A 25,811-nucleotide genomic window follows, 5' to 3' on the forward strand; every position below is an offset into this window, starting at 1 on the left:
GGCCGGAAAGCCAAAGGGTGGGGGCCGAGCGTTTGCTCGGCCCCCACCCCGGGAGCAAGTTTGCTTAGAAACTCGCTAGCGCGTCAGCGCTTGCGGGCCTCCTCGGCAACCTTACCGGTGCGAACGGCAGCCTCGGCCTGAGCGGCCTCGAAGCCGTCGCCCTCGTCCTCGCGACCCGGCGTCGGGAAGTTGAACGCGGGGATCATGAAGCGGAAGACGAAGAAGTAGATCACCGCGTAGGCCAGGCCGACCAGGACGATCATGATCGGGCCCTGGAACACGCCACCGGACAGCTCAGCAGACTTGCCGAAGTTGATCAGGTAGTCGATAGCACCAGCGGAGAAGGTGAAGCCGTCCTTGGCGCCCAGCAGGTTGGTCACGGCCAGAGCGGAACCGGTCAGGACCGCGTGCACGGCGTACAGCGGGAAGGCAACGTAGGCGAAGGCGTACTCGAGCGGCTCGGTGATACCGGTCAGGAACGCGGTCAGGGCCACGGAGAACATGAGGGCACCGGTGGCCTTCTTGCGCTCGGGCTTGGCGGTCTGCCAGATGGCGAAGGCGGCGGCCGGGAGGGCGAACATCATGATCGGGAAGAAGCCGGTCATGTAGGAGCCGGACCAGGCGTTGGTGCCGTCAACACCGTTGAAGAAGCAGGTCAGGTCGCCGTGCAGGGTGGCGCCTTCCTTGTCGGTGCAAGCACCCAGGGTGAACCACGGGATGGAGTTGATCAGGTGGTGCAGACCGAAGGGGATGAGCAGACGGTTAACGGTACCGAAGACGAAGCCACCGAGGACGGCGTTGCTCTCGTTCATCAGCCAGCCACCGAGCTTCTGGTTCACCAGCCAGTCGAAGGCGGGGTAGATGTAGGACATCACGACGGCGAGCACCACGGCCACACCGGAGGTGATGATCGGAACGAAGCGGCGACCACCGAAGAAGGCCAGCCAGTCCGGCAGCTTCACGCGGTAGTACTTCTGCCACAGCAGAGCGGCGATGATACCCATGAGGATACCGCCGAGCACGCCGTAGTTGACGGTCTTGAGCGCGGCACCGGCCTCGTCGACGCCCATGACGAACTTGGACATCGGCTTGAGGGTCTCGGAGAACACCAGGTAGCCGATCAGACCGGCCACACCGGTGGAGCCGTCAGACTTCTTGGCGAAACCGACGGCCACACCGACGGCGAAGATCAGGGGGAGGTTGCCGAAGACGGCACCACCAGCGGCGCCGAGAACGTCGGCAACCTTGTTCATGAATTCGACGTGCTTGCCGAGGCCGTCAGCGCCCAGCATGTCCGCCTGGCCGAAGCGCAGGAGCAGACCAGCTGCAGGCAGGGTGGCGATCGGAAGCATCAGAGAACGACCAAGGCGCTGCGCAACGGCCATGAAGCCGCCGGAGCGAGTCGGGGTTGAAGTACTCAATTGAGCTCCTGTTTGACGTGCGGCGCCATCGCCGCAATGCCGTCCACCCTCGGGCTGAGGGTGGGCCCGTCCATTGGTGCACGCTATGCGCAGGTCTGGACCAGCTGCGTACAACTCAACCTCGCCTTCAATCTCGTGTCAAGTTTCTTCCCAGGGTTTTCGCAGATTCAGGTTAGCTTTTGCTGCAATTGAGCTTTGGTTGATCGCAATTCGGGCGCGAGCGGGGTGGTGCGGGCCAGCTTCGCCCCGCTATGCCGTGTTGGAGCGCGCCCGGGGTGGAAGGAATTTGGGCAGCACATTTGGGCCACGTGGGCGCAGAAGGCGGTAGCCTGTTGGGCAAGTGGCGAGCTATCTGGGGGATGCGGTGGTAGTTGTCAAGCACAAGGCGGTGCGTGACTACCTGAGCTCTTTGATATCCACGGAGTTGTCCCCGGGGGACGCCATTCCCTCCGAGCGGGTGCTGTGTTCACTGTTCGGCGTGTCCCGGATGACGGTCCGGCAGGCCGTGGACTCCCTGGTGAACGAGGGCCGGCTGGAGCGGGTGCAGGGTTCCGGCACCTTCGTGGCGCAGCCGAACCGGCGCGCCCAGGTGCGCTTGACCTCCTTCACCGCAGAGATGCAGCGTCGGGGACTGAAGCCCTCCAAGCGCGTGCTGGCGTTCGAGACCGTCAAGGCCCCGCCGCTGCTGGCACAGGACCTGGAGGTGCCTACGGGAACCGAGACGTTCTATGTGCGCAGGCTGCTGCTGGCCGACGGGAAGAGCATCGCGCTGGAGGACATCTGGCTGCCGTGCTCCCTGGTCGCCCTGGAGGAGGCGCACGTGGAGGACGGCTCTCTCTACGACTCCCTCACGCGGGCCGGCTTCGAACCCACCTGGGGCGAGGACACGGTGGAGGGCGCGATCTTCACGCACTCGGAGTGCCGGGTGTTGCAGGTGGACTGGCCCCACCCGGCGCTGCGCATCACCCGCCGCGTGTTTGCCGGCTCGCTCAGCGTGGCCAAGACGATCACGACGTTCCGCGCCGACCGCTACGCCGTCACGGTCCCCGTGGTCGCCTTCGCGCGCAAGGCCGCGTCCCCCGGCGGTGGGATCTAGCCGCCCGCGCCTCCCAGGGAATCCAAATGACGGCCGCTAATCATTTGACTACGGGCCGCAATGGGAGAAAAATATTGGTCTGGACCACCGAATTGGTCCAGAGAGATCACGAAGGAGTGTGTCTACATGTCTCAGGCCGAGCAGATTCTCGCCGCCCTCGGTGGCAGCGACAACATCATTGAGCTGGAGCCCTGCATCACCCGCCTGCGCGTTGAGGTTGAGGACGCGTCCGTGGTGGACGAGGCCGCGCTGAAGGGCGCGGGTGCTCACGGCGTCATGCGCATGGGCAACGTTGTGCAGGTCATCGTCGGCCCGAACGCCGACACCATCGCGGAGGACATCGAGGACATCCGGTGACCTTGCAGATTTCAGCCCCGCTGGCGGGCAAGGTTGTGTCCCTGGACGAGGTTCCGGACGCAGTCTTCTCCCAGCGCATCGTCGGACCTGGAATCGCAATCCAGCCGGCAATTGACGGTTCTGAAAGCCGCGTAGTTGCTCCCGTGGCCGGCAAGATCGTCAAGTTCCACCCCCACGCTTTTGTCATCATGACCGCCGAAGGCAAGGGAGTCCTGGTGCACCTGGGCCTGGACACCGTCCAGCTCAAGGGCGAGGGATTCACCCTGCACGCGGCCGAGAAGTCCGAGGTCGAGGAGGGCCAGCTGCTGGTCACCTGGAACCCGAAGGACATTGAGGAGGGTGGTCGGCGCACCGTTTGCCCGATCATCGCCCTGGACGGCAAGGACGCGATCAGCGTCGTTGCCGACGAGGGGGCCGACGTCAACGTTGGCGATCCGCTGGTGAGCTGGGAGTGATCCATTTAGGGTTGAGGGGCGCGGGCGCAAGCCCGCGCCCCTCGCTCGTTTTGTGAAGGAGTCAGCATGCCGGCTAGCGACGAGTGGATCAGCCCCGCGCCTGCCCAGGATGCCTCCGGCCCGGCCGAACCCGTCACGCCAGCCGCCGCGAGCCCTGCGGTGATCGACTTCGCGACCCGCTCCGCCCGCGCCGGCGGCCTGCTGATCGACATGGACGGCACCCTGGTGAACTCCGAACCGGCCAACCAGGCCGCATATCGCGCACTCTATGCCGCGCACGGCTGGCACCTGGACGAGGCCGTGCTGCCCCTGTTCACCGGGCGCACCAGCCGGGACTCATTCCGGGACATCCCCGGGCCGTGGCACGCCGAGGGCCTTGACATCGACGCCCTCATCGTCGAGGTCAACAGCCTGGTGGACATGCGCGCCTACCCGCCGGTGCCGATCCGTGGGGCCGCCCAGTTTGTGCGCCTGTTCGAGCGGGCCTGCGTGGTCACCTCCGCTATGCGCGAGTGGGCCCGCGAGGGCGTGGAACTGGCCGGGCTGAGCTGGGACGGCCTGCACCTGGTCAGCGCGGAGGACGTCTCCCGAGGCAAGCCCCACCCGGAGCCATACGTGCGCGGCGCGCAGGTGGCCGGCGTGGATCCCGCCTCGTGCCTGGTGGTCGAAGACACCCCCGCCGGGGTGCGCTCCGCCCTGGCCGCCGGGGTGGGGATGGTGCTGGGCGTGACCACCGGCTACCGGGACGCCGCCCTGCTGGAGGCCGGCGCTCACGCCACCATGCCGGACTTCACCGCCCTGCACGACGCCCTGCGCCCGGTCATCGCCTAGCCTGCCCGCCCCCAGCGCTTCTGCGCAGACAGGCGAGGCCGCCTGGGTGGGCGCCCACAGCTGCTAGAGGGACGACGCTGCCGCCCCTACCTACAAAAGCGCGGTGGCGGGAGTTTTCCTCCCGCCACCGCGCTGCCGTCGGCCCCCGAACCGGCCGGGGCACGGCCCTATCGGGTCAGGTCAGCCTGCTGGGCCTTGCGGGCGCGCTTGGCCACGTCCAGCCCCTCGGAGACCAGGCGGCGCAGCGCAGCCGGCGCCTGCGGGTTGGCCTCCAGCCACGCCTCGCCCTGGGCCACCGCGTCGAAGCCCAGCTCCTCCTCCAGGCCCACCAGGGCAGAGGGGTAGAGGGCCGGGATCAGCGTCTGAGCCACCTGGCCGCCACGCTCCTCCCACCAGGACAGCAGGCGCCCGAAGTACTGCTGCGCGCCCGGCAGCAGCAGGGCGCGGTCGCGGCTGCGCTGGTAGCCGTAGATCAGGCGGAAGATCATGCCGTTGGGCAGCGAGACGTCGTCGGCCAGCGCCGCGAAGGTGGCGTCCTTGGCGGCCGCAGTCGGGAAGGCCGCGCGCGCTTCCGCAGCGCTCTCGCGTCCCGTCACCGTTTGGTCCTCCGCCTCGAAGGCCGCGATCTCCTGCTCGGTGGCCGCGCCGGCCGCCGCCAAACCAATCAGCAGCCCCCACTTGCGGTCCACGTCCAGCACCAGGCCGTTCAGGGTCTCGGTGCCATCCAGCAGGGCGCGGATCGCCGCAGCCTGCTCCGGGGAGGCCACGTGGCGGGCCGCCGCTGAGACGAACTGCAGCTGGGCGTCCGAACCGGCCGGGGCCGTGCGGGCCAGGCGCAGCAGGCGCTCGCCCACCTCGACCTCCACCTCCGCGCGGTGGGAGGGGTGCACGTAGCTCTCCAGCGCCGTGCGCACGCAACGCAACAGCATCGCCAACACCGAGGAGTGCGTCTCCGTGCCCAGCGCCGCCAGGCTCAGGTCCAGGAAGTCCCGGGCGCTCCACTCGCCGTCGCGCGTCATGTCCCACGCACCCGCCAGGATCAGCGCGCGCGCCATCGAGTCACTCAGGCTCGCCACGTGCTTGCGGGCCACCTCCAGGCTGGCCGGGTCCAGGCGCACCTTGGCGTAGGCCAGGTCCTCGTCGTTGACCAAGACCAGCGCCGGGCGGGCCTTGCCCACCAGCTCGCCCACCTCGGTCACCTCGCCCGTCACGTCCAACTCGATGCGGCTAGTGCGCTTCAACTCGCCGTCGGCAACGTCGTACCCGCCCACAACCAGGCGGTGCGGACGGAGCGTTGAACCGGGGGAGAAGCTCTCCTGCCGGATGATCGCGGAGGTAACCAGGCCAGCGTCGTCCACCTCGATCTCCGGGCGCAGCAGCGTGATACCGGACTCCTCCAGCCACACCTTGCTCCACTCGGTCAGGTCGCGGCCGCTGGTCGCCTCCAACTCCGTCAGCAGGTCCGTCAGCACCGTGTTGCCCCACTGGTGCTTCTTGAAGTAGGCGCGCACGCCCGCCATGAACTCCTCGCGGCCCACGTAGGCAACCAGCTGGCGCAGCACCGAGGCGCCCTTGGCGTAGGTGATGCCGTCGAAGTTGACCTCCACGTCCTCCAAGTCGTTCATCTGCGCCACGATCGGGTGCGTGGAGGACAGCTGGTCCTGGCTGTAGGCCCACGCCTTCTCAGCCATCGCGAACGTGGTCCATGCCTCATCCCAGCGCGTCGCCTCAGCGGTGGCCAGCGTGGAGGCGAACTCCGCGAAGGACTCGTTCAACCACAGGTCGTTCCACCACTTCATCGTCACCAGGTCGCCAAACCACATGTGGGCCAGCTCGTGCAGGATCGTCACCGCGCGGCGCTCCACCTGCGCCCCGGTGGGCACCGACCGGAACACGTACTCGTCGCGGAACGTCACGCAGCCGGCGTTCTCCATCGCGCCCGCGTTGAACTCCGGCACAAAGATCTGGTCGTACTTGTCGAACGGGTAGGGGAAGTCGAACTCCCGCTCGAAGAAGGCGAAACCGGCGCGGGTGATGTCCATGATCTCCTCGGCGTCCAGGTGCTCGCGCAGCGAGGCGCGCGCCCACACGCCCAACGGGATCTCCCGGCCGTCAGCGCTGGTCAGGCTGCCCGTGGCGCCCGCGAACGGGCCGCCCACGATCACCGTGATGTAGCTGGACATCTTGGCCGTGGGGGCAAACTCCCAGCGCAGCGCGTCCCCGCCCCGGCCACGCGACTCCACGGCGGTGGGGGTGTGGGCGTTGGAGAACACGGTCCACCCCAGCGGGGAAATCACCGTGAACTGGTAGGTGGCCTTCAGGTCCGGCTGCTCAAAGACCGCAAACACGCGGCGGGAGTCCGCCACCTCGAACTGGGAGTAGACGTACGCCTGGCCGTCGGCCGGGTCCACAAAACGGTGCAGGCCCTCGCCGGTGTGGGAGTAGGCGCACTCGGCCTCCACCACCAGCTCGTTGAACTCCGCCAAGCCCTCCAGCTCGATGCGCGAGTCCCGGTGCGCGGAGTTGTCCACCACCGCGCCGTTCAGGGAGATGAAATAGACGTGCGGGGAAATCAAGTCAACGAAGGTGCTGGCCCCCTCCTGCGCCGCAAAAGAAACAATGGTGCGGGAAAAGAAGGTCTCCCCGGGCCTGGACAGGTCCAGCTCCACGCGGTAGGAACAGTCACTCACCAGTGCCGCGCGCGCGGCAGCCTCGACCTGGGTCAGGTTCTCTCCGGGCATTTCCAAACTCCTCTATCGGCTTCGCGGCCGTCATAACGTCCCGATTCTGCCAGGAACCGCGCGATACCGCCCAAATTAGCGCAAGTGTGTCCCAGGTAATACAAGAATTAGTGTTTCGAAAATGAAGGTGGTGGGGGCCCGGCCCGCTACCGCAGACCGAGCCCCCACCACCGGCTCGACTCCAAGCCCCTAGGCGCTCACCAGATGCTCACGCGCTCCTGCGGATCGCGCCACAGGCCGTCGCCCGGCTGCACCCCGAAGGCCTCAGCGAACTCGCCGATGTTCGCCACGATCCCGTTGGCGCGGAACTCCTCCGGGGAGTGCGGGTCGGTAGCGACCTGCTGGATGATCGCCTCGTCGCGAGACTTAGAGCCCCACACGCGGGCGTAGGACAGGAAGAAACGCTGCGTGCCGGTGAAACCATCCACCACCGGGGCGTTCTCCAGGCCGTCGATGCCCGCCTTGCGCAGCGCCAGCCGGTAGGCCTTCAGCGCGATCGTGGCACCACCCAGATCGCCGATGTTCTCACCGATCGTCAGGGCGCCGTTGACGTGGTGGGTGTCCCCGTACTCCTCCACCAGCTGCGCCGGCACGAAAGCGTCGTACTGGGCGATCAGCGCGCGCGTGCGCTCCTCGAAGGCCTCGCGGTCTGCGGCGGTCCACCAGTCGCTCAGCGAACCGTCGCCAGCGAACTTGGAACCCTGGTCGTCAAAACCGTGCCCGATCTCGTGACCGATCACCGCGCCAATGGCACCGTAGTTAACCGCGTCGTCAGCGTCCGGGGCAAAGAACGGCGGGCGCAGGATCGCGGCCGGGAACACGATCTCGTTGCGCAGCGGGTGGTAGTAGGCGTTGACCGTCTGCGGGGTCATCAGCCACTCCGTCTTGTCGATCGGGGTGCCGGGCTTGGCCAGCATGTAGTCCGTCTCGAAAGCTGCAGCCGCGCGCACGTTCGGCAGCAGGGCGGAGCCGAACTCCAGGCCCGAATAGTCCCGCCACTTGTCCGGGTAACCGATCTTCGGCACGAACGCGTCCAGCTTCTGCAGCGCCTTGGCGCGCGTCTCCTCACCCATCCACTCCAGGGAGGTGATGGACTCCCGGTAGGCCTCGATCAGGTTGGCCACCAGCTCCTGCATGGCGGCCTTGTAGTGCGGCGGGAAGTGCTTGGCCACGTAAACCTGACCAACGTCCTCACCGATCGAGTCCTCCACCAGGGCCACGCCGCGCTTCCAGCGCTCCCGCAGCTCCTCCGTGCCCGTCAGCTTCCTGCCGTAGAAGTCGAAGTTCTCATCCACGAACTTAGCGCTCAGGAACGGGGAACGCGCCCGCACCACGTGCCAGGTGGCGTAGTCCAGCAGCAGGCTCAGCTTCGCCTCCTGCCACACCTTGCCCAGGTGAGAGAAGAACTCCGGCTCAGCCACGATCAGATCCGGCGCGTCCTTGCCGTCCGCGAAGGCCCGGTAGTAGGCGGCCCAGTCGAAGCCCGCCCCCAGCTCCGCCAGCTGCTCGAAGGTCATCGGGTTGTTCATCAGCTCGGCCTCGCGGGACTTCACCGCGTCACGGTGCCCCTTGGCCAGCTCCACCTCGAAGTCCACCACCCGGTTGGCGCGGCGCTGCGCGTCCTCGTCGCTCTCAGCCAGGCCGCAGTTGCGCAGCTGGCGGGCCACGTGCTCGCGGTAGGCGGCCAGCGTCTCGGCGTGCTTCTCCTCGCGGTAGTACGCCTCATCCGGCAGGCCGATACCGCCCTGGCCCACGAACAGCGTGTAGTGAGTGGGGCGGTCAAAAGCGGCCTCGGCGGCCAGGTAGGCCACGCTAGCGGCGCCAGTGCGGTGCAGCGCACCAAGAGCGCGCGCCAGGTCAGAGTGGCTGCGCGCGGCGCACAGCAGGTCCAGGTCAGCGGCCAGCGCCTTACCGCCAACCTGCTCCACCTTCTCCTCGTCCATGAACGAGGCGTACAGGCGGCCCACGCGAGCCTGAGTAGGATCGGCCTGCCCGGACTCGACCAGGGCGGCGCACCCCTCTACGATCTCACGCACCTCCTCCTCAGACTGGTCCCGCAGCGCCAAGAACACGCCGTCCCTGCCGCGGTCGGCGGGAATCTGGTGCTCGCGCAGCCACGTGCCGTGGACGTAACGGAAAAGGTCATCTTGCGGCCGGACCGCCTCATCCATACGGGCCGGGTCCAGCACTCCGGCAATCAGTTCGCTCATGCCAGGCAGTCTAGGGCCGCCCACGGGCAGGCGCCGAACAACCCGGGAACGCAAATCACTCCCGGGAGATGGCACCATAGTGGCCATGCGTATTCACATTGCGGCGGACCACGCCGGATTCGAGGCCAAGGAATTCGTGAGCGAGCACCTGCGCGCGCAGGGCCACGAGGTGGTTGACCACGGCGCCCACGAGTACGACGCCCTGGACGACTACCCGCCGTTCTGCGCCGACGCCGGCCGGGCAGTCGTGGCGGACCCCGGCAGCCTGGGCATCGTGCTGGGTGGCTCCGGAAACGGAGAGCAGATCGCCGCCAACAAGGTGGCCGGCGTGCGCGCCGCACTGGCCTGGAACGTGGCCACCGCCCTGCTGGCCCGCCAGCACAACGACGCCAACGTGGTCGGCATCGGTGCCCGCCAGCACAACCGCGAAGAGGTGCTGGCCATCGTGGACGCCTTTGTGTCCGAGCCCTTCAGTGGCGACGAGCGCCACTCCCGCCGCATCGCCCTGCTCACCGAGCTGGAGAAGTAGGGCGCGGGGTGGGTGCGGGAATCTCGATTCCCGCACCCACCCCTGCTTCACCCCGGGGCACAGCTACCTCTCCGCGCCCGCCTGACCCGGGGCCGCCCCTGAGCGTTCTCTAGTCGCCCTCCTCCGGGGCCACCACCTGGAAACCGAGCCACTCGTAGAGCCGCACCGCCGGGGCCGCGCTCTTCATGGACACCCGCAGGCTGATGTCCTTCAGCCCCTGGTTGTGGCAGTGCGCCGCAGCCGCGCCCAGCAGGGCGGTGGCCACGCCGCGTCCCCTAAACTCCGGGTGCACGAACAGCTCGATGATGAACGGGCCCGGCGGGATGTCGTCCCACGGCGGGTCAGAGACGGTCTGGATAGCGCCCACCAGGGTGCCGTCCACCTCCGCGCCCAGCGTGGCCCCCGTGATGACCTGCCCGAACGCCCCCTGGAACGCCATCTCCATCTCCTCGCGGGCCTCGGTGAGCGAATCCACCGCCACGCCCGGGTCGTAGGAATCCAGGTAGAGCTGGGCAAGCTCCTCCACGTCCGACTTACCCAGCCGGCGCAGCTTGAACTCCTTGCCGTTGGCGGGATCCTTCAGCTCGGCCAGATGTTCGGCGCCGATGCTCATCGTTAACGTGCCCATGCCCAATTGTTGCATGGGTCACGTTGCTGGCGGTGCCTGCCGGGCCGAAAACGGGGGAGCGGAGGGTGCGGCGGCCCCGGTGCGGGGCGGTGCGGTGCGGCGCGGTGCGGCGGCAGCGTCGTCCACCCGGCCGGCCCTCCGGTGGCCGTGGTGTGAAAACTAGCGCGGCGGCAACGTCGTCCACCCGCCACCGCCCGGCCGGGCGGCTAGATGTAAAGCGCCGGGTCCAGGTGCTGGGGCGAATCCGCCCGCTGCCGGTTGTCCAGCGGAATGTTGCGGGCCGGCACGCCCACCGCCGAATGCGCCGACGGCACCGGCTTGACCACGATCGCGTTGGCGCCCACGCGGGCGTCGTCGCCCACGGTGATCGGACCCAGGATCTTCGCCCCCGCCCCGATCACCACCCGGTTGCCGATGGTGGGGTGGCGCTTGCCCTTATTCATGGACACCCCGCCCAGGGTCACGCCGTGGAAGATCACCACATCCTCGCCCACCTCGGCGGTCTCCCCGATCACCACGCCCATGCCGTGGTCGATGAACATGCGCCGCCCCAGCGACGCCCCCGGGTGAATCTCCACGCCCGTGAACCGGCGGGCGATCTGCGACAACGCCAACGCCCAGAACTTGCCCCACCTGCCGTGCCACCAGCGGTGCGCCAGCCGGTGCGCCCAGATCGCGTGCACGCCCGGGTAAAGCAGCGCCACCTCGAAGCGCGAGCGGGCCGCCGGGTCGGCGCCCACGGCTGCGTCCAGGTCCTCGCGCATGAGCGTGCGCAGGGAGACCTTGGAGTTGTGCATGGCGAATCCTCTCGGCCCGGGGTGGGGTGCTTGGTCGGTGGGCGCTCGGTGCGCCCAGGTAGTTAACGACGAAAGCAGGTGGTCTATTCCCGCCCGCCTGAAAACGATCGCCGCGCCGGCGGGGCGGGGGCGGTTGGACGACGTTGCCGCCCACCGCCCCCAGCCAGCTCGGCCCAGCCGCGTGGCGGCCTTAGTCCACCAGCTCCGACCACAACGGGGTGGACACGTAGCGCTCGCCGGTGTCGGGCAGCACGGTCACGATGGTCTTGCCCTGGCTCTCCGGGCGAGCGGCCACCTGCAGCGCGGCCCACACGTTCGCGCCGGCGGAGATGCCCACCAAGATGCCCTCCTGGGCGGCAAGCGCGCGCGAGGTGGCAAACGCGTCCTCGTTGGTCACCTGCAAAACCTCGGTGTAGACCTCGCGGTCCAGCACCTCCGGCACGAAGTTCGCCCCGATGCCCTGGATCTTGTGCGGGCCGGCCTTGCCGGTGGACAGCAGCGGCGAATCGGTGGGCTCCACCGCCACCACCTGCGCCTGCGGCTTGCGCTCGCGCAGCACCTGGCCCACGCCCGAGAGCGTGCCGCCCGTGCCCACGCCCGCCACGAACACGTCCACCTCACCGTTCGTGTCAGCCCAGATCTCCTCAGCGGTCGTGGCGCGGTGGGTGGCCAGGTTCGCCGGGTTGGCGAACTGGCGGGCCTTGACCACGCCCGGGTGCTTCTCCGCGTAGGCGTCAATGGCCGCCACGGCGCCGGACATGCCCTGGGCCGGGTCGGTCAGCAGCAGCTCCGCGCCGTAGGCGCGGGCCAGGGCGCGGCGCTCGATCGACATCGACTTCGGCATGGCCAGGACCACCTTGTAGCCGCGCGCCGCACCGATCATCGCCAGGGCGACGCCCGTGTTGCCGGAGGTGGCCTCCACGATCGTGCCGCCCGGCTGCAGCTCGCCGCTGGCCTCCGCCGCCTCCACGATGCCCTTGGCGATGCGATCCTTGACGGAGAAGGCCGGGTTGCGCGACTCCAGCTTCACCAGCACGGTCACCCCCTGCGGGGCCAGGCGGTTCAGGCGAACCAGGGGGGTGGAGCCAACCAGGTCGGTGATGTTCTCGACGATAGCCACGACTGTCCTAACTTCCATAACGGATGATTCAAGCGTGAACTACTGTAGGGCAAAGTAGTTCAGGGTTCAACTATCGGGTGTGTGAGCTGGGGCGCGCGGCGGTGGAAGGAGATGGGAGCGCGCGCGGTGATGGGCAGCGGTGCGGCGCTGGGGGTTGGGTGTCGGTGGGAGCGCGCGCGGTGATGGGCGGCGGTGCGGTGCTGGAGGGGAGGGGCTAGTCCAGGCGCACCCAGTCGGTCTCGCCCCAGGTGGGGGAGAGCTCGCCGGCGCTGAGGGAGGCGACTAGGTCGGTGAAGAAGCTCGCCCGCTCCGGGGCGACCGCCACGTGCAGCGTGGCCTGTGCGCCGTACTCGGTGCCCGTCACCTCGATGCCGCGCGCCCGCAGGTCGGCCTCGAGGCGGCCGGCCACCGCGTGCGGCACGGCCAGGCTCGCCCGGCGGAGCTGCCCCCAGGTCACCACCGGGGTCTGGGCAAGCGCGGCCTCTACCGCCTCCGCGTAGGCGCGCACCAAACCGCCCCGACCCAGCAGGGTGCCGCCAAAGTAGCGGGTCACCACCGCCGCCACGTTCGTCAGGCCCGCGCCCCGCAACGTGTCCAACATGGGGATGCCGGCGGTGCCGGCGGGCTCGCCGTCGTCCGAGGAGCGCTCGATACTCACCGCGCCCTGTCCCGGCAGGATGAACGCGCTGCAGTGGTGGCGCGCATCCGGGTAGATGCTCCGGGCAGCGGCGACCAGCGAGCGGGCGGCAGACTCATCCGAGACGTAAGCCAGCGCCGTGATGAAACGTGAACGCTTCTCCTCAATCTCCGCAGACACCAGGCAGCCGGGCGCGGGCGTCAGTCGCGTCGCGCAGGCGGCGGGAGAGGTCGGCAAGGTCACGAGCGCAATCCTCCCACAGTGCGAGATGGGCACGTAGAGTCCGGCAGTGCTCGCACCGGTGGCGGCGAGTGGGGCGGCGGCGGAACGTCGTCCCCGAAGGTCCAAAGCGTGGGGCAAACCACGCCAGGCGCGCTCGCCACGAGGGCTGCGCCTGATAAAATGCTCTGGTTTGCCGCGCAGGGTGCGACTCGCCCCCTAGCCCAACCTGGGCAGTGGCTTAAGAAGTCCCCCGAACACGGAAGGAGCGGCAGGGCTCATGGCAGTTCCGAAGCGCAAGATGTCCCGTAGCAACACCCGCTCTCGTCGGTCCCAGTGGAAGGCCGAGCTCACCACGCTCGACGCCGTTCGCGTCCAGGGCCGCGAGGTGCGTATCCCGCGTCGCCTGCACAAGGCGTACCAGGCTGGTCTGATCTCTGTCGACTGACTTAACGCAGGGTAAACCAGGCCGGGCCGTCCCAAGAGGGGCGGCCCGGCCTTTTGTTGCCGTGAGGTGGCCCCAGGTCTCGCAAATGTGACAACGGGGTACATGCGACCGCTTGGGGGCGTGCCCCCGGTCGGTCGGATGTACCCCGAGCTCGCGCTTGTACGCTCGGTGCCGCCTCGTGGCGGGTGTTGGGGTGATGCGCGCGGGAGTTCTGCCCGGGGGCCCCAGGTCTCGCAAATGCGAGTGTGGGGTACATGCGACCGCTTGGGGGCGTGCCCCCGGTCGGTCGGATGTACCCCGAGCGCACTTTTGTACGGTCGGGGGCACCGCGCCGGCCCCGACCTGGCCCGGCCAAGGTGAGCCCGACAGCAGCTGGGGTGTGCACGCCGTGGCCGGGTGTGCGCAGTGGCCCGGCGGCGCAGTGCGCGCCCGGACCCCGACGCCCCCACCGCCCCCACGCTCGCAAATGTGACAACGGGGTACATGCGACCGCTTGGGGGCGTGCCCCCGGTCGGTCGGATGTACCCCGAGCTCGCGCTTGTACGCTCGGTGCCGCCCAAGGCCCACGTGGAGGCCCACTCGATTGCCCGACCCGCACATAAGCGAGGATCCCACCGGTGTTCCCGGTGGGATCCTCCCTAAGAGCGGGTATGAGCCGCAGCTTTGCTGCTCTCATACCCTCCTTGTTCGCCTTGAGCATTCGAGCAAGCTCGACGCTCAATGCTCACTTCGAGCGGGTGACGGGATCCCCACTGACGCTGTGCGTCAGCGTGGGCCCACTCGATTGCCCGACCCGCACATAAGCGAGGATCCCACCGGTGTTCCCGGTGGGATCCTCCCTAAGAGCGGGTATGAGCCGCAGCTTTGCTGCTCTCATACCCTCCTCGTTCGCCTTGAGCATTCGAGCAAGCTCGACGCTCAATGCTCACTTCGAGCGGGTGACGGGATCCCCACTGACGCTGTGCGTCAGCGTGGGCCCACTCGATTGCCCGACCCGCACATAAGCGAGGATCCCACCGGTGTTCCCGGTGGGATCCTCCCTAAGAGCGGGTATGAGCCGCAGCTTTGCTGCTCTCATACCCTCCTCGTTCGCCTTGAGCATTCGAGCAAGCTCGACGCTCAATGCTCACTTCGAGCGGGTGACGGGAATCGAACCCGCGCAATCTGCTTGGAAGGCAGAGGCTCTACCATTGAGCTACACCCGCGTGCCGCCGTTAGGCTGCCGCGCCAGTATAGCCCCACCCCAACCACACGGCCAAAGCAAGCGCCGCGCAACCACCCAACGGCCCGGGGCGCGCAGCCCACCGCCCCCGCGCCAGCCGTCCCCCACCCGTTGCCCGGATTCTGACGCCCCGGGCTGCCCGCGCCGCATTCCCTTTTATCCCGCTCACACCCGCGCGAGATGAGCAGAAGCCGCCTGTAAATTAGCGACGTGACTGACAACCCCGCGCCCGTCGAGCCCACCCGCATCCCTCGCGCCCAGGCCGACGCGGCCACCGCCTCGACCGGCACCGCCCCCGCCTCGACCGGCACCGCCACCGCCTCGACCCGCACCACCCCTGCGCCGGCCACCCCGGGCCCCACCCCCGTCACTCAGCCCCCGGCGGCAGCGAACCAGGTGTCAGTGGTCCTGGCCGTCGTGATGCTGGCGATGGTCGGTCAGTCCATCCTGGGTCCCGTGGTGGCCCCGCTCGCCCGGGCCGTGGACCTGCAGGAGTGGCAGATCGGCCTGACGATCTCAGCCGCCGCCCTCATGGTGGTCACCACGGCGCAGTTCTGGGGCCGCCGCTCGCAGGCGTGGGGCCGGCGCGTGGTGCTGCGCTTGGCGGTGGTCGGCGCGTTCTTCGCCTCCACCGGCTTCGCGCTCGCGGCCAACGCGGGCATGGCCGGCGCGGTGGGCGTGACCACCCTATTCATCCTCTTCTTGGCGCTGCGCGGCGTGGGCTTCGGGGCATTCCTGTCCGCCCTGGTGCCCACGGCGCAGGCCTACATCGTGGACGTCACCAGTCCGGGCCCGGAGCGCGTGAAGGGCCTGGCCGGCCTGGGCGCGGTGCAGGGCAGCTCGATGGTGGTTGGCGCGCTGATCGGTGGCGTGCTGGCGGGCACGATGGGCCTGCGTGCCCCGCTGTTCGCCCTGCCGGTGATGCTGGTGGTGGGCTTCCTGCTCACCCAATTCGTGCTGCGCCCAGAGCCTCGCCACGAGCTGGTGGCCACGCCCAAGCGGGTCTCGTGGCGCGACGAGCGCGTCTTCCCCTTCCTGGCCGCCGGTTTCGGCATGTTCACGGGCCTGGGCTTCATCCAGCTCATCTCGGGCTTCATTGTGCAAGACCGCCTGCACGTGGCCGGCGACGTCGCCTCCATGTACACCGGCGGCGTCCTGCTGGCGGCCGGCCTGGGGATCGTGGCGGCGCAGATGGTGGTGGTGCCGCGCTCCGGCTGGACCCCGCCGCAGCTGCTGCGCAACGGATTGAGCATCGCCCTGGTGGGCATGGTGAGCTACCTGCCCGACTGGGGCCTGACCGGCCTGGTGGTCAGCTCTGTGCTGATGGGTTTCGGCATGGGCATCGCGATGCCCGGCTACAGTTCCGGCCCGACGATGCTGGTGCGCCGCGACGAGCAGGGCGGCCTGGCCGGCCTGGTGAGCGCCACCAACGGGCTTACCTTCGTGATCTCCCCGGCGCTGTCCACCTCCCTGTACGGCCTGTGGCGCCCGCTGCCGCTGATCGTCGGCGCGGTGGTACTGGCCGCCTCGCTCGCCCTGGTGGTCTTCCACCCGCGCATCCGCTCCTTCCGGCCGGTTTTGACCGACTAGTTGGCCGACGCTGCCGCGCCCGCGCCCCTCACCACCCGGCCGCTGCGTGCGGGGCCGGCAAGAAGGGCGGTGCGTGGCTGGGGGCTAGCGGCGGGAGCGTCGGACCCTAATGGTCTCCCCGCGCTTTGGTACCACGGCCACCCGGCCTAGTTCGCTGCCCAGCCGGTCGGCCAGGGCGGTGGCGGACTCCTGCTCGCCGTGGACGCAAAAGACCTGCTGGGGCGGCGGCTGCAGGGCGGCTACCCAGTCCACCAGCTCGGAGCCGTCGGCGTGCACGGAGAACTCCTCATCGCGCACCACCTCGGCCAGCACGGCGACGTAGGCGCCGTGCATCTTCAGCTGCCGCGCCCCCTCCGCCAGCGCCCACCCGCGCGTGCCCACCGCCTGGTAGCCGGTCAGGACCACGCAGTTGCGCTCGTCGGGCAGCATGTGCTCCAGGTGGTGCAGCACGCGCCCGCCCGTGGCCATCCCGGAGGCCGAGATGACGATGCAGGGCTTGTCCGGGCGGTTGAGACGCTCGGACTCCTCCGGGGTGCGCACCTCGCGCAGGTCCAGCTCCGGCAGGCGCAGCCCGCGCGCCTCCGCGCACAGCTCGTCGGCGTAGGCCGAATCCTGGTAGACGCGCAGCGAGGCCAGGGCCATGGGGGAGTCCACGAACACCGGCACCGCCGGGATACGGCCCTCGTTTTGCAGGTCCGCCAGGGTGCGCAGCACCACCTCGGTGCGGTCCACCGCGAACGCCGGGATCAACACGGTGCCGCCGCGCTGGATGGTGCGCCGGATCGCGTCGGCCAGGCGCTCGTGGGGTGGGTCCTCGCTCTCGAAATGCTCGCGGTCCCCGTAGGTCGATTCGATCAGGACCACGTCAGCGCCCGGCGGGATCTGCCGGGGCCTGAGCACCGGGTGGGTGGGCCGGCCCAGGTCCCCGGAAAACAGGACGGTCCCGGAGGGCGTGGTGACGTGGATGGAGGCCGAGCCCAGGATGTGCCCGGCGGGAATCCACCGCGCGGTCATTCCCCGGCCCAGGTCCAGCGGTGTATCGAAGTCGACCGGCTTAAGCAGCGGCAGGGTGCGGGCCACGTCCTGGGAGTCGTAGAGCGGCTGGGGGCGGGCGTGCTTGGAGTAGCCGCGCGTGCGCGCCAGCTCCGCGTCGCGCTCCTGGATGTAGGAGGCGTCCCGCAGCACGATCGCGGTCAGCTCCAGCGTGGCCGGCGTGCCCCAGATCCGCCCGGTAAAGCCCTGGCGCACCAGGCGCGGCAGCATGCCCGTGTGGTCCATGTGGGCGTGGGTGAGCAGCACGTCCGTGATTGCCTCGGGGGAGAAGGGGAACTCCGCCCAGTTGCGCAGGCGCAGGTTCTTCTCGCCCTGATACATGCCGCAGTCGATGAGGATCTGGCGTGGCTTGTCAGTCCCCGCGTCCACGGTCAGCAGGTGCTTGGATCCCGTGACCGTGCCGGCGGCCCCGATGAACGTCAACGTGGTGGCTCCCATGACACAAGTGTGCCCTGGGTCACTGCGGCGTGGGGTGGCTTTGGTGGCCCGGCGTTGCGCCAACGCCGCAGGGGCGGGGCTGCCGCCGGGATTTTCGTGGTGCTTGGTCCATTCGTTGCGCCAACGCCGCAGGGGCGGCGCGCCTCGCTACTCCAGGGCTGCCGGTATTGCCTGCGGCCGCCCTACTCCAGGGCCGCCTGGATCGCCTCGCTCACCGTGGGGTGGGTGAACGCGAAGCCGGAGTCCAGCAGGGCTCGCGGCCGCACGTTCGCGTCCGCCAGCAGCAGGGCGTCGGCAGCCTCCCGCCCCAGCGCCATGCGCAAGCCGAACGCCGGGGCCGGCAGCCAGAAGGGGCGGCGCAGCAGCCGGGCGACTGCGCGGCCAACGTCGTTCGCCGTGGCCGGGGTGGGGCCGCACAGGTTCACCGGGCCGGTCAGGCGGTGGTCGATCACGTGCAGGATCGCGCCGACCTCGTCGGCCAGGGAGATCCACGGCCACACCTGGCGCCCGCCGGCCAGCGGGCCGGCCAACCCCAGCCGGGTGATGGCGATGAGCGGGCGCAGGAAGGACTCGCGGTGCACCACGGGCGCGGTGCGCAGCAGTGCCACGTCGGTGCCCGGGGCGGCGGCGAGCGCCTGGGCCTCCCAGCGCTGGCACAGCCCGGCCAGGAAGGTAGCCCCGGGCGCGCCAGACTCCGTCAGCTCCGCCCCCGGCTGGCTGCCGTAGAAGCCGACCGCGGACGCGCTCACCAGCAGCGGCTGGCCCGCACCGCCCGCCGTACCGCCCGAGCCGTCCGCCGCACCGCCCGAGCCGCTCGCACCGTCCGCCGTACTGGCCGCCGTACCGCCCGGCAGCTCGGCGAGTGCCCGCACCACGGTGCGCACAGGGGCCAGCCGGGAGGCCACCAGCTCGCGCCGGTACTTGGCGGTCCACGGCAGGCGGGCGATGCTGGCGCCGTTGAGCACCACCACCGCGTCCGCGCCGGCCAGCACCCCCGCATCCAGCACGCCCCTAGAAGGCTCCCACCTGGCCTCGAACGGTCCGCGCGGCTCGCGCCGCACCAGGCAGGTCACGGCGTCGCCGCGCCCGCGCAGGGCGGCCACCAGCTCGCCGCCGATCAGCCCGGAGGCCCCGGCCACCACGATCCTCTTGCTCACGTTCGCTCCCACGGCTCTGGGCCTCCCTCGATGACGCTAAAGAGCGGATGGGCGCTCGGGCTAGCAGCCTCCCAGCGCTCGCGGTCTGCGGGGGAGCGCTGGGCCAGCTTGGCGCCCAGGTGGGCCCACTCGTAGTCCAGCTGCCCCCTGGTCACCGGGATCGGTGCCACCCGCGCGCCCGGGTGGATGATCTTGGAGGCGTCGAAGCGGTAGCCGCGCGCGCTGGCCTCCGCGTGCAGGGCGCTCAGGAACGCCCCCATCGCCTCCAGCGGCGCCTCCGCCCGGCGGAAGCGCTCCAGCTGCGGGTGGTGCTGGTAGCCCTTCGTCTTGCCGGCCAGCACCGCCTGCGCCAGCAGCGCCTCGCGCCACCCGGCCACCAGCCCGGCCCGATCCAGATGGGCGGGGTGCAGGGACCACAGCCGCATCTACTTACCCCCGGAGCTCTGCCGCTTGGACGACGCTCCGCCCGTCGCCCTCTTGGAGCCGCCCGCCGCCCCACCGGCCGGGTCGCCGGCCTCCGACCCGGCCAGGCGCGCGCTGGCGCCGACGGGAGCAGGGGGGCGTGGGCGCGGCAGCGTCGTGCATCAACTTAGATGGCCACCAGATGCGCGGCCCGATGTCCAGGCCGAGGGCCGGCACCAGCAAGGTGCGCACCACGAAGGTGTCCAGCAGCACGCCGAAGGCCACGATGAAAGCCAACTGCGCCAGGAACAGGATCGGGATGACGAACAGGGCGGCAAACGTGGCCGCCAGCACCAGACCGGCGGAGGTGATGACCCCGCCGGTGATGGCCAGGCCGCGCGTGATGCCGGCGCGGGTGCCGTGCTGCAGGGTTTCCTCGCGCACGCGGGCCATCAGGAAGATGTTGTAGTCGATGCCCAGCGCCACCAGGAACACGAAGCCGAACAGCGGCACGGAGGCGTCCGCGCCCGGGAAGTCCAGCAGGTAGTTGAAGATCCACGCGGAGATGCCCATCGCGGTGGCGAAGGACAGGGCGGTGGTGGCGATCAGGACGATCGGGGCCAGCACCGAGCGCAGCAGCAGGATCAGGATCACCCAGATCACGAACAGCACCACTGGCAGGATCAGGTTGCGGTCGTGGATGGAGGCGGCCGTGGTGTCCACGGCGGTAGCGGTCACGCCGCCCACCAGCGCGCCGGGGACCTCGCGGTGCAGCGTGGTGCGTAGGTCGTCGATGGTGGCCGCCGCCGCGTCGGAGTCCGGGGCGTCGGTGAGCGTGGCCTGCAACAGCACGTCCCCGCCCGCGACCGTGGGGGTGGCCGGCGGGGTGCCGGGCGGGCCCAGCGGCACGATGCCCTCGGAGGTGATCGGGGCGGCCCCGGCCGGGGAGTCGGCGCTGACCACGGAGATTCCCTCGATGCCGGAGAAGGACTCCAGGATCAGCACGGCGGTCTCCAGCTCTGCCTGCGGCACGATGACCTGGGCCGGGCTGCCGGAGCCGCCGGGGAAGTGCTTGCCCAGCGCCACCTGGCCGTCGCGGGCCTGGGAGGTGCCCAGCACTAGCTCGGACTGCGGCACGCCGCCCACCTTCAGCTGAGGCACGCCCAGCGCGCCGATCAGTAGCACCACGGTGGTGACCACCCAGATGGTGCGCGGGCGGCGCTGCACCCAGCGGGCCAGGCGGGTCCACAGGCCGCCGGTGGGCATGCCGCCCTCGGCGGCCACCACCTCCGGTTCGAAGCGCGGGGCGCTGGGCCAGAACGCCACCCTGCCCAGCAGGTAGAGGGCCGCGGGCAGCATGGTCAGGGCCGCCAGCATGGCGAAGGCGATACCGATGGAGGCCACCGGCCCCAGCGCTGCGTTGGACTTCAGGTCGCTCAGCAGCAGGCACATCAGGCCGGCGATGACCGTGGAACCGGAGGCCAGGATCGGCTCCACGGATCCCTTCCAGGCGGCGCGCGTGGCCTGCCACTTGTCGCGGGTCACCCGCAGCTCCTCGCGGTAGCGCGAGACGTAGAGCAGCGAGTAGTCGGTGGCCGCGCCGATGACCAGGATGAACAAGATTCCCTGCGTCTGGCCGTTGAGCAGCAGCACCTCCCACTTGGCCAGCCACCACACGGTCAGCAGCGCGGCGCACAGCGCGAACAGGCTGGTGGCCAGCACGGCGATGGGCAGCAGGAAGGAGCGGTAGACCAGCACCAGGATCACCAGCACCGCCACCAGGGCCACGATCAGCAGCAGCCCGTCGATGCCGCCGAACGCGGTGACCAGGTCTGAGGTGAAGCCGGCCGGGCCGGTGACGTAGACGGTGAAGCCGTCTGGGGCATCCTGGCGCAGCGTGGAGAGCAGGGCGGTGACGGAGTCGTTGATGTCCGCGCCCTCCTCGATGGCCATGAAGGCCTGCGCCGCCAGGGTGTCCTCTGAGACGAGCGCGGGGGAGTAGGCGTCGCTCACTCCCTCCACCTGCGCGGCCTTACCCAGCAGCTCCATCAGCTGGCCCTGGGTCTGCTTGTAGATGGGGGAGTCGGTGGTGAAGACGACGATGGCCGGGATGTCGTTGGAGCTGCGGAATTCGCCCAGGCGCTCTTGCACCTGCGTGGCCTCCGCCGACGACGGTAGGAACGCCGCCAGGCTGTTGGACGCCACCTCCCCCACGCGCCCGAAGTAGGGGCCGCCGATCGCGGCGACCGCCAGCCACGCCAGCAGCAGCACTACCGAGACGATGGCGCGGCCGGTGCTCTTGCTCCTGGTGGACGACGCTGCCTCCCGGCCGCCCCCACCAGCTGGCGTCCTGCGTGGGTCTGGGCGCCTGGCGGGCGCGGTGGAGGGGGAGCTGGACGAGGACCGGGGAGAGCTCATGCCTGCGTTCCGTTTCAATCGGGCGAGACCAGGGCGCGGCTAGGTGGCCGGGCCGGCACTCGCTAACTGGCAACATTCTGGCAGCGTGTCAGCTTCGCAACAATCGGATGCGACGGCTTGGGGCGAACTGTCGTCAAGCCGCCTGTTGCCCAGGCGGCGCGGGGGCAAGCCGGGTCAAGCTGAGTCAAGCCGGGGCACGCCCGCGGGCTAGGCCGAAGTCGGGCGGGGCGCGGCACCTATGACAAATGTCAGTGCTGGCCGCGCTACGCCTGCCACTTCTGGCGTCGCGCCGGCCGGGCCACACTGGTGGCATGGAAGATTCCCGCATTCCCACCGCAATCGAGGTCGCCGCCGTCACCAAGCGATTTGGTGCCACCACCGCCGTGGACGACGTCTCCGTGTCCGTGCCCTCCGGCCAGATCCTGGCCCTGCTGGGCAAGAACGGCGCAGGCAAGACCACGCTGATCGACATGATCCTGGGGCTCCAGGCCCCCGACTCCGGCCGGGTTTCCCTGTGGGGAGGCCCGCCGCGTCAGGCGATCAAGCGCTCGGCCGTGGGGGTGGTGCACCAGACGGGCGCGCTGCTGCTGGACCACACGGTGGGGCAGATGCTGCACCTGTTCGCCTCCACCCACGCCACCGCCCTGCCCCTGGAGCAGGTGCTGGCCGAGACGCACCTGACCGAGCTGCGCGGCAGGCGGATCGGCAAGCTCTCCGGCGGCGAGCAGCAGCGGGTGCGCCTGGCGTTGGCGCTGCTGCCGGACCCGCTGCTGCTGATCCTGGACGAGCCCACCGCCGGCATGGACGCCACGGCCCGCCGCGAGTTCTGGGACATGATGGCCACCCAGGCCGAGCGCGGTCGCACCATCGTGTTCGCCACGCACTACCTGGCCGAAGCCGAGCAGTTCGCCCAGCGCACAGTCATCATGAAGGACGGCGCGATCGTGGCCGACGCCCCCACCGACGAGCTGCGTCGCCTGTCCCGCCTGCGCACCCTGCGCGCCCTGGTGCCCGCCGCTCGGCGCGGGCAGACCGAGTCCGCCCTGGCCGGCTGCGGACTGGGCGGGGCCGATTTCGAGTGGCGCCTGGCCGACGTTCCTGCCGGCGAGGCGGAGCTGGTGGCGCGCTGCGCCCAGACCGACCAGGTGGCCCGCGCCCTGCTGGACCTGGACGGGGTACACGACCTGGAGATCACCTCCCCGTCCCTGGAGGACGCCTTCGCCCGCCTGACCTCCTGACCGCTGCCCCATCAGAACCGCTCCACCCTCACCTCTCCTCGGAAGAAACAGAGAAATGATCAGCACCGCCTCGAACCCAACCAGCCCCGCCACCATCCCAGACCTGCGCTCGCGCCCGCTCACCCCGGGTTGGCGCGGAATCGGCTGGGTGTTTTGGTACAGCTTCGTCAAGCTGGTGACCAATCCCTACTCCGTCGGTTTCGCCGTGCTCATGCCCACCTTCATGTACCTCATGTTCGGCGCCGGCCAGGCCTACTCCCAGCAGTGGACGGTCAACTCAAACGTGGCCGCAGTGGTGCTGGTGAACATGGCCCTGTACGGCACCATCATGACCACCTCCTCGATGGGCTCGGTGGTGGCGCTGGAGCGCACCAGCGGCATCTCCCGGCTCTACGCCATGACCCCGCTGAGCTCGATGGGCGCCATCCTGGCCCGCATCGGCGCGGCCATGCTCACCGCGGCCGTCGTGACCGGGATCGTCTTCACGGTGGGAGCCCTGACCGGGGCACGCATGTACGCCGGCGCCTGGGTGCAGGCCGCCCTCCTCATCGTCGCCCTCTCCGCCCTGCCCGCCGCCGTGGGCCTGGCCTGCGCCTTCCTGGTGCGCAGCGACGGCGCCTTCGCCCTCACCAGCGGCATCACCGTGGTGGGCTCCTTCGCGGCCGGGCTGTTCATCCCACTGTCCCAGATGGGCTCCTTCTGGGCCGCCGTGGCCCCCTGGACCCCGTTCTACGGCATGACCAACATCGTCCAGCTCTCCTCCTACGGCTGGGCGGCCTTCAAGTGGAGCTGGCTGCTCAACTACCTGGCCTGGACCGTGCTGTTCGCGCTCGCGGCAGCGTGGGGCAACCACCGCAACACCGGGCGTTAACGCCCAGAGGGCGGCGGGCGGAGCGTCGGACACCCGCAGGCCACCGCGAGGGCGGCAACCGGGTCAGGCGGCGGGCGCGGCGTTGGACAATGCGGACAACCGCGCCGTCGGGCGGGCAAACTAGCAACAAACGGCGAGGAGGAAGACGGTGAAGCAAGCTGAGGCGGGTGCACGCTTCTGGGGCGTGCCGCTGGAGCGGTGGACGGCGCTGAAGTGGTCCTCGCCGTCCCTGCTCTTCATGGGCTTCGGCTTCCACGCCGCCTTCGGCTACGGCCTGACCACCCTGGAGGGCGCCGTCTACTTCGCGGGAATGGTGGCCATGCTGGTCACCTACGTGGCCTCCTGGCTCATCAACGACCCCGCCCCGCGCACCACCGCCGGCTGGCGCGCATTCCTGCTCACCACCGCGCTCATGGCGCTCTTGCAGGTGGGGCTGGCGGGGTGGTCGGCGAGCAACGGCGGCGCGGGCATGCTCTTCATGCTCTGCTACGTGGCCGCCCAGGTGGCTCTCCAGTCCCCGCGCCGCTGGGTGTGGCCCGGCGTGGTGGCCGTGCTGGTGCTAGCCCTGGCCGAATACTGGCTCTTCCCGCTGGAGACGGTGTTCGCGCTCATGGTCATCGGCGTCACCCTGGCCTCCTGCCTGTTCTCCCGCTACGCCGTGGAGGCCGAATACCGCAAGGAACTCGAGGCCGCCCAGGCCCTGGAGATCGCCCAGGAGCGCGAGCGCAACCGCATGAGCGCCGACCTGCACGACATCCTGGGCCACACCCTCACCGGCATCACCATCAAGGCAGACCTGGCCGGGCGCCTCCTGGACGCCGGCCGCGCGGAGGAGGCCCGCGCCCACATCGACGAGCTCACCGAACTCTCCCGCACCGCCCTGACCGAAATCCGCCAGGTAGTCAGCGCCAACCGAGTGCTGCTGCCGGAGGCGGAACTCGACAGCGCCCGCCGGCTGATAGAGGGCGCCGGGGCCAGCTTCGAGGCCACCGTGGAGGGCCTGCCCGCCCCGGGAGTCGATTCCACCCTGGTGGCCCACACCATCCGCGAGGCCGCCACCAACGCCGTACGCCACTCCGTGTGCTCCTACGTCAAGGTCAGGGTGCACCCCGCCGGCGTTACCGTGGTGAACGACGTCGCCGCCCGCCTGCCCCTATTTCGGGCCACCGGCGCTGCAGACAAGAGCGCGGGCACCGGGCTGAGCGGGCTGCGCGCCCGCGTGGGGGAGCGCGGGCACCTCACCTGGGGGCAGCGCGACGGGCAATGGAAGGTAGAACTGGAGCTGAACCATGAGTGAACCCATCCGCCTGCTGGTAGCGGACGACCAGTCCATGGTGCGCGGCGCCATCGCCACCCTGCTGAGCCTGGAAGCCGACCTGGAGGTGGTGGGCCAGGCCGGGGACGGGCGCCAGGCGCTCGCTGCGTTGGCGGAGCTGGCCGCCCGGTCCGGGCGGCCCGGGGCGCCGGTGGACGTGGTGCTCATGGACGTGGAGATGCCCGGCGGGGACGGGATCACCGCCTGCGCGCAGATCCGCCAGCGCTATCCCGGCACGCGCGTGCTCATGCTGACCACCTTCGGGCGGCCCGGCTACGTGCAGCGCTCCCTGGACGCCGGGGCCGCCGGGTTTGTGGTGAAGGACGCCCCCTCGGAGCAGCTGGCCGAGGCCGTGCGGCGGGTCCATGCCGGCCTGCGCGTGATCGACCCGAGCCTGGCCGTGGAGACCCTCTCGCGCGGCACCTCGCCCCTCACCGAGCGGGAGGAGGAGGTGCTGCGCGCGGTGGCCGAGGGCGGCACGATCGCGGACGTGGCCGCCCAGCTCGGGGTCGGCCAGGGCACCGTGCGCAACCACGTCAGTGCGGCCATGCTGAAAACGCACGCCCGCACCCGGGCCGAGGCCGCCCGCATCGCCACCGAGGCCGGCTGGCTCTAGGG

At 69.9% G+C, this 25,811-nt stretch carries 22 protein-coding genes and 1 tRNA gene; 11 read left to right on the plus strand and 12 right to left on the minus strand.

All coding sequences use genetic code 11. From position 1 onward, the window contains the following. Positions 1 to 83: 83 nt before the first annotated feature. Complete coding sequence (locus AC4PWQ_RS05580; protein WP_371152977.1) at positions 84 to 1,385, minus strand: PTS transporter subunit EIIC; 1,302 nt, start codon at positions 1,383 to 1,385, stop codon at positions 84 to 86. A 376-nt stretch (positions 1,386 to 1,761) separates the two neighbouring features. Between AC4PWQ_RS05580 and AC4PWQ_RS05585 the strand changes: the two genes are divergently transcribed. The 4 genes from AC4PWQ_RS05585 (at position 1,762) to AC4PWQ_RS05600 (ending at position 4,160) form a co-directional block, all read left to right on the plus strand. Further along, on the plus strand, positions 1,762 to 2,517 hold the full coding sequence (locus AC4PWQ_RS05585; protein WP_371152488.1) for a GntR family transcriptional regulator: 756 nt from the start codon (positions 1,762 to 1,764) through the stop codon (positions 2,515 to 2,517). Positions 2,518 to 2,643: 126 nt separating this feature from the next. Continuing rightward, positions 2,644 to 2,874 carry a PTS sugar transporter subunit IIB gene (locus tag AC4PWQ_RS05590; protein WP_371152487.1) on the plus strand — a complete coding sequence of 77 codons (231 nt, stop codon included), beginning with the start codon at positions 2,644 to 2,646 and terminating at the stop codon, positions 2,872 to 2,874. Beyond that, complete coding sequence (locus AC4PWQ_RS05595) at positions 2,871 to 3,329, plus strand: PTS sugar transporter subunit IIA (RefSeq protein ID WP_371152486.1); 459 nt, start codon at positions 2,871 to 2,873, stop codon at positions 3,327 to 3,329. The genes AC4PWQ_RS05590 and AC4PWQ_RS05595 overlap by 4 nt, the downstream gene beginning before the upstream one ends. Before the next feature lie 66 nt (positions 3,330 to 3,395). Then, positions 3,396 to 4,160: an HAD family hydrolase gene (locus AC4PWQ_RS05600; RefSeq protein ID WP_492090030.1), complete on the plus strand. Its 765-nt coding sequence runs from the start codon at positions 3,396 to 3,398 to the stop codon at positions 4,158 to 4,160. A gap of 167 nt (positions 4,161 to 4,327) precedes the next feature. Here the strand turns inward: AC4PWQ_RS05600 and pepN are convergent, their stop codons facing one another. After that, positions 4,328 to 6,901, minus strand: a complete 2,574-nt coding sequence (gene pepN / locus AC4PWQ_RS05605; RefSeq protein ID WP_492090031.1) for an aminopeptidase N — start codon at positions 6,899 to 6,901, stop codon at positions 4,328 to 4,330. A gap of 197 nt (positions 6,902 to 7,098) precedes the next feature. Continuing rightward, on the minus strand, positions 7,099 to 9,111 hold the full coding sequence (locus AC4PWQ_RS05610; protein WP_371152483.1) for a M13 family metallopeptidase: 2,013 nt from the start codon (positions 9,109 to 9,111) through the stop codon (positions 7,099 to 7,101). Positions 9,112 to 9,196: 85 nt separating this feature from the next. Here AC4PWQ_RS05610 and AC4PWQ_RS05615 point away from each other — a divergent pair, with 85 nt between their 5' ends. Further along, positions 9,197 to 9,640 carry a ribose-5-phosphate isomerase gene (locus AC4PWQ_RS05615; RefSeq protein WP_371152482.1) on the plus strand — a complete coding sequence of 148 codons (444 nt, stop codon included), beginning with the start codon at positions 9,197 to 9,199 and terminating at the stop codon, positions 9,638 to 9,640. Positions 9,641 to 9,749: 109 nt separating this feature from the next. Here AC4PWQ_RS05615 and AC4PWQ_RS05620 read toward each other — a convergent pair whose 3' ends face one another. The 4 genes from AC4PWQ_RS05620 to AC4PWQ_RS05635 all read right to left on the minus strand — a co-directional run bounded on the left by AC4PWQ_RS05620 (position 9,750) and on the right by AC4PWQ_RS05635 (position 13,065). Next, positions 9,750 to 10,268 carry a GNAT family N-acetyltransferase gene (locus AC4PWQ_RS05620; protein ID WP_371152481.1) on the minus strand — a complete coding sequence of 173 codons (519 nt, stop codon included), beginning with the start codon at positions 10,266 to 10,268 and terminating at the stop codon, positions 9,750 to 9,752. Between the two features lie 206 nt (positions 10,269 to 10,474). Further along, positions 10,475 to 11,065: a serine O-acetyltransferase gene (cysE, locus tag AC4PWQ_RS05625; protein ID WP_371152480.1), complete on the minus strand. Its 591-nt coding sequence runs from the start codon at positions 11,063 to 11,065 to the stop codon at positions 10,475 to 10,477. A gap of 190 nt (positions 11,066 to 11,255) precedes the next feature. Beyond that, the gene (cysK, locus tag AC4PWQ_RS05630; protein WP_492090032.1) at positions 11,256 to 12,185 is read right to left on the minus strand and encodes a cysteine synthase A; all 930 of its coding nucleotides are present in this window, start codon (positions 12,183 to 12,185) and stop codon (positions 11,256 to 11,258) included. Positions 12,186 to 12,399: 214 nt separating this feature from the next. Next, positions 12,400 to 13,065: an IMPACT family protein gene (locus AC4PWQ_RS05635; protein WP_492090033.1), complete on the minus strand. Its 666-nt coding sequence runs from the start codon at positions 13,063 to 13,065 to the stop codon at positions 12,400 to 12,402. A gap of 256 nt (positions 13,066 to 13,321) precedes the next feature. Between AC4PWQ_RS05635 and rpmF the strand changes: the two genes are divergently transcribed. Next, on the plus strand, positions 13,322 to 13,489 hold the full coding sequence (rpmF, locus tag AC4PWQ_RS05640) for a 50S ribosomal protein L32 (RefSeq protein ID WP_371152477.1): 168 nt from the start codon (positions 13,322 to 13,324) through the stop codon (positions 13,487 to 13,489). Between the two features lie 1,134 nt (positions 13,490 to 14,623). On the opposite strand, the gene AC4PWQ_RS05645 is transcribed toward rpmF, so the two are convergent. Then, positions 14,624 to 14,694: transfer RNA gene (locus AC4PWQ_RS05645), tRNA-Gly, on the minus strand. A 227-nt stretch (positions 14,695 to 14,921) separates the two neighbouring features. Between AC4PWQ_RS05645 and AC4PWQ_RS05650 the strand changes: the two genes are divergently transcribed. After that, positions 14,922 to 16,301, plus strand: coding sequence for an MFS transporter (locus AC4PWQ_RS05650; protein ID WP_492090034.1), 1,380 nt, complete (start codon positions 14,922 to 14,924; stop codon positions 16,299 to 16,301). Positions 16,302 to 16,385: 84 nt separating this feature from the next. Here the strand turns inward: AC4PWQ_RS05650 and AC4PWQ_RS05655 are convergent, their stop codons facing one another. The 4 genes from AC4PWQ_RS05655 to AC4PWQ_RS05670 all read right to left on the minus strand — a co-directional run bounded on the left by AC4PWQ_RS05655 (position 16,386) and on the right by AC4PWQ_RS05670 (position 21,769). Further along, complete coding sequence (locus tag AC4PWQ_RS05655) at positions 16,386 to 17,792, minus strand: MBL fold metallo-hydrolase RNA specificity domain-containing protein (RefSeq protein WP_492090035.1); 1,407 nt, start codon at positions 17,790 to 17,792, stop codon at positions 16,386 to 16,388. Between the two features lie 182 nt (positions 17,793 to 17,974). Continuing rightward, positions 17,975 to 18,949: an epimerase gene (locus AC4PWQ_RS05660; protein ID WP_492090036.1), complete on the minus strand. Its 975-nt coding sequence runs from the start codon at positions 18,947 to 18,949 to the stop codon at positions 17,975 to 17,977. Continuing rightward, positions 18,946 to 19,374, minus strand: coding sequence for a pyrimidine dimer DNA glycosylase/endonuclease V (locus AC4PWQ_RS05665; RefSeq protein ID WP_371176699.1), 429 nt, complete (start codon positions 19,372 to 19,374; stop codon positions 18,946 to 18,948). Before AC4PWQ_RS05665 ends, AC4PWQ_RS05660 begins: the two co-directional genes overlap by 4 nt. A gap of 4 nt (positions 19,375 to 19,378) precedes the next feature. Next, positions 19,379 to 21,769 (minus strand): MMPL family transporter, encoded by a 2,391-nt coding sequence (locus AC4PWQ_RS05670; protein WP_492090037.1) that lies wholly within the window; start codon positions 21,767 to 21,769, stop codon positions 19,379 to 19,381. Positions 21,770 to 22,080: 311 nt separating this feature from the next. On the opposite strand from AC4PWQ_RS05670, the gene AC4PWQ_RS05675 reads away from it, so the two are divergent. From AC4PWQ_RS05675 to AC4PWQ_RS05690, 4 genes are all read left to right on the plus strand, one after another. Then, positions 22,081 to 23,007: an ABC transporter ATP-binding protein gene (locus AC4PWQ_RS05675; protein ID WP_371152471.1), complete on the plus strand. Its 927-nt coding sequence runs from the start codon at positions 22,081 to 22,083 to the stop codon at positions 23,005 to 23,007. A 55-nt stretch (positions 23,008 to 23,062) separates the two neighbouring features. Then, positions 23,063 to 23,878: an ABC transporter permease gene (locus tag AC4PWQ_RS05680; RefSeq protein WP_371152470.1), complete on the plus strand. Its 816-nt coding sequence runs from the start codon at positions 23,063 to 23,065 to the stop codon at positions 23,876 to 23,878. Between the two features lie 148 nt (positions 23,879 to 24,026). Further along, entirely contained in the window at positions 24,027 to 25,175 is a 1,149-nt protein-coding gene (locus tag AC4PWQ_RS05685) for a sensor histidine kinase (RefSeq protein ID WP_492090038.1), read from the plus strand. Beyond that, positions 25,168 to 25,809 carry a response regulator gene (locus AC4PWQ_RS05690; RefSeq protein ID WP_371152467.1) on the plus strand — a complete coding sequence of 214 codons (642 nt, stop codon included), beginning with the start codon at positions 25,168 to 25,170 and terminating at the stop codon, positions 25,807 to 25,809. Before AC4PWQ_RS05685 ends, AC4PWQ_RS05690 begins: the two co-directional genes overlap by 8 nt. The last annotated feature ends 2 nt before the right edge of the window (positions 25,810 to 25,811 follow it).

This window comes from Buchananella sp. 103232 (assembly GCF_058725725.1).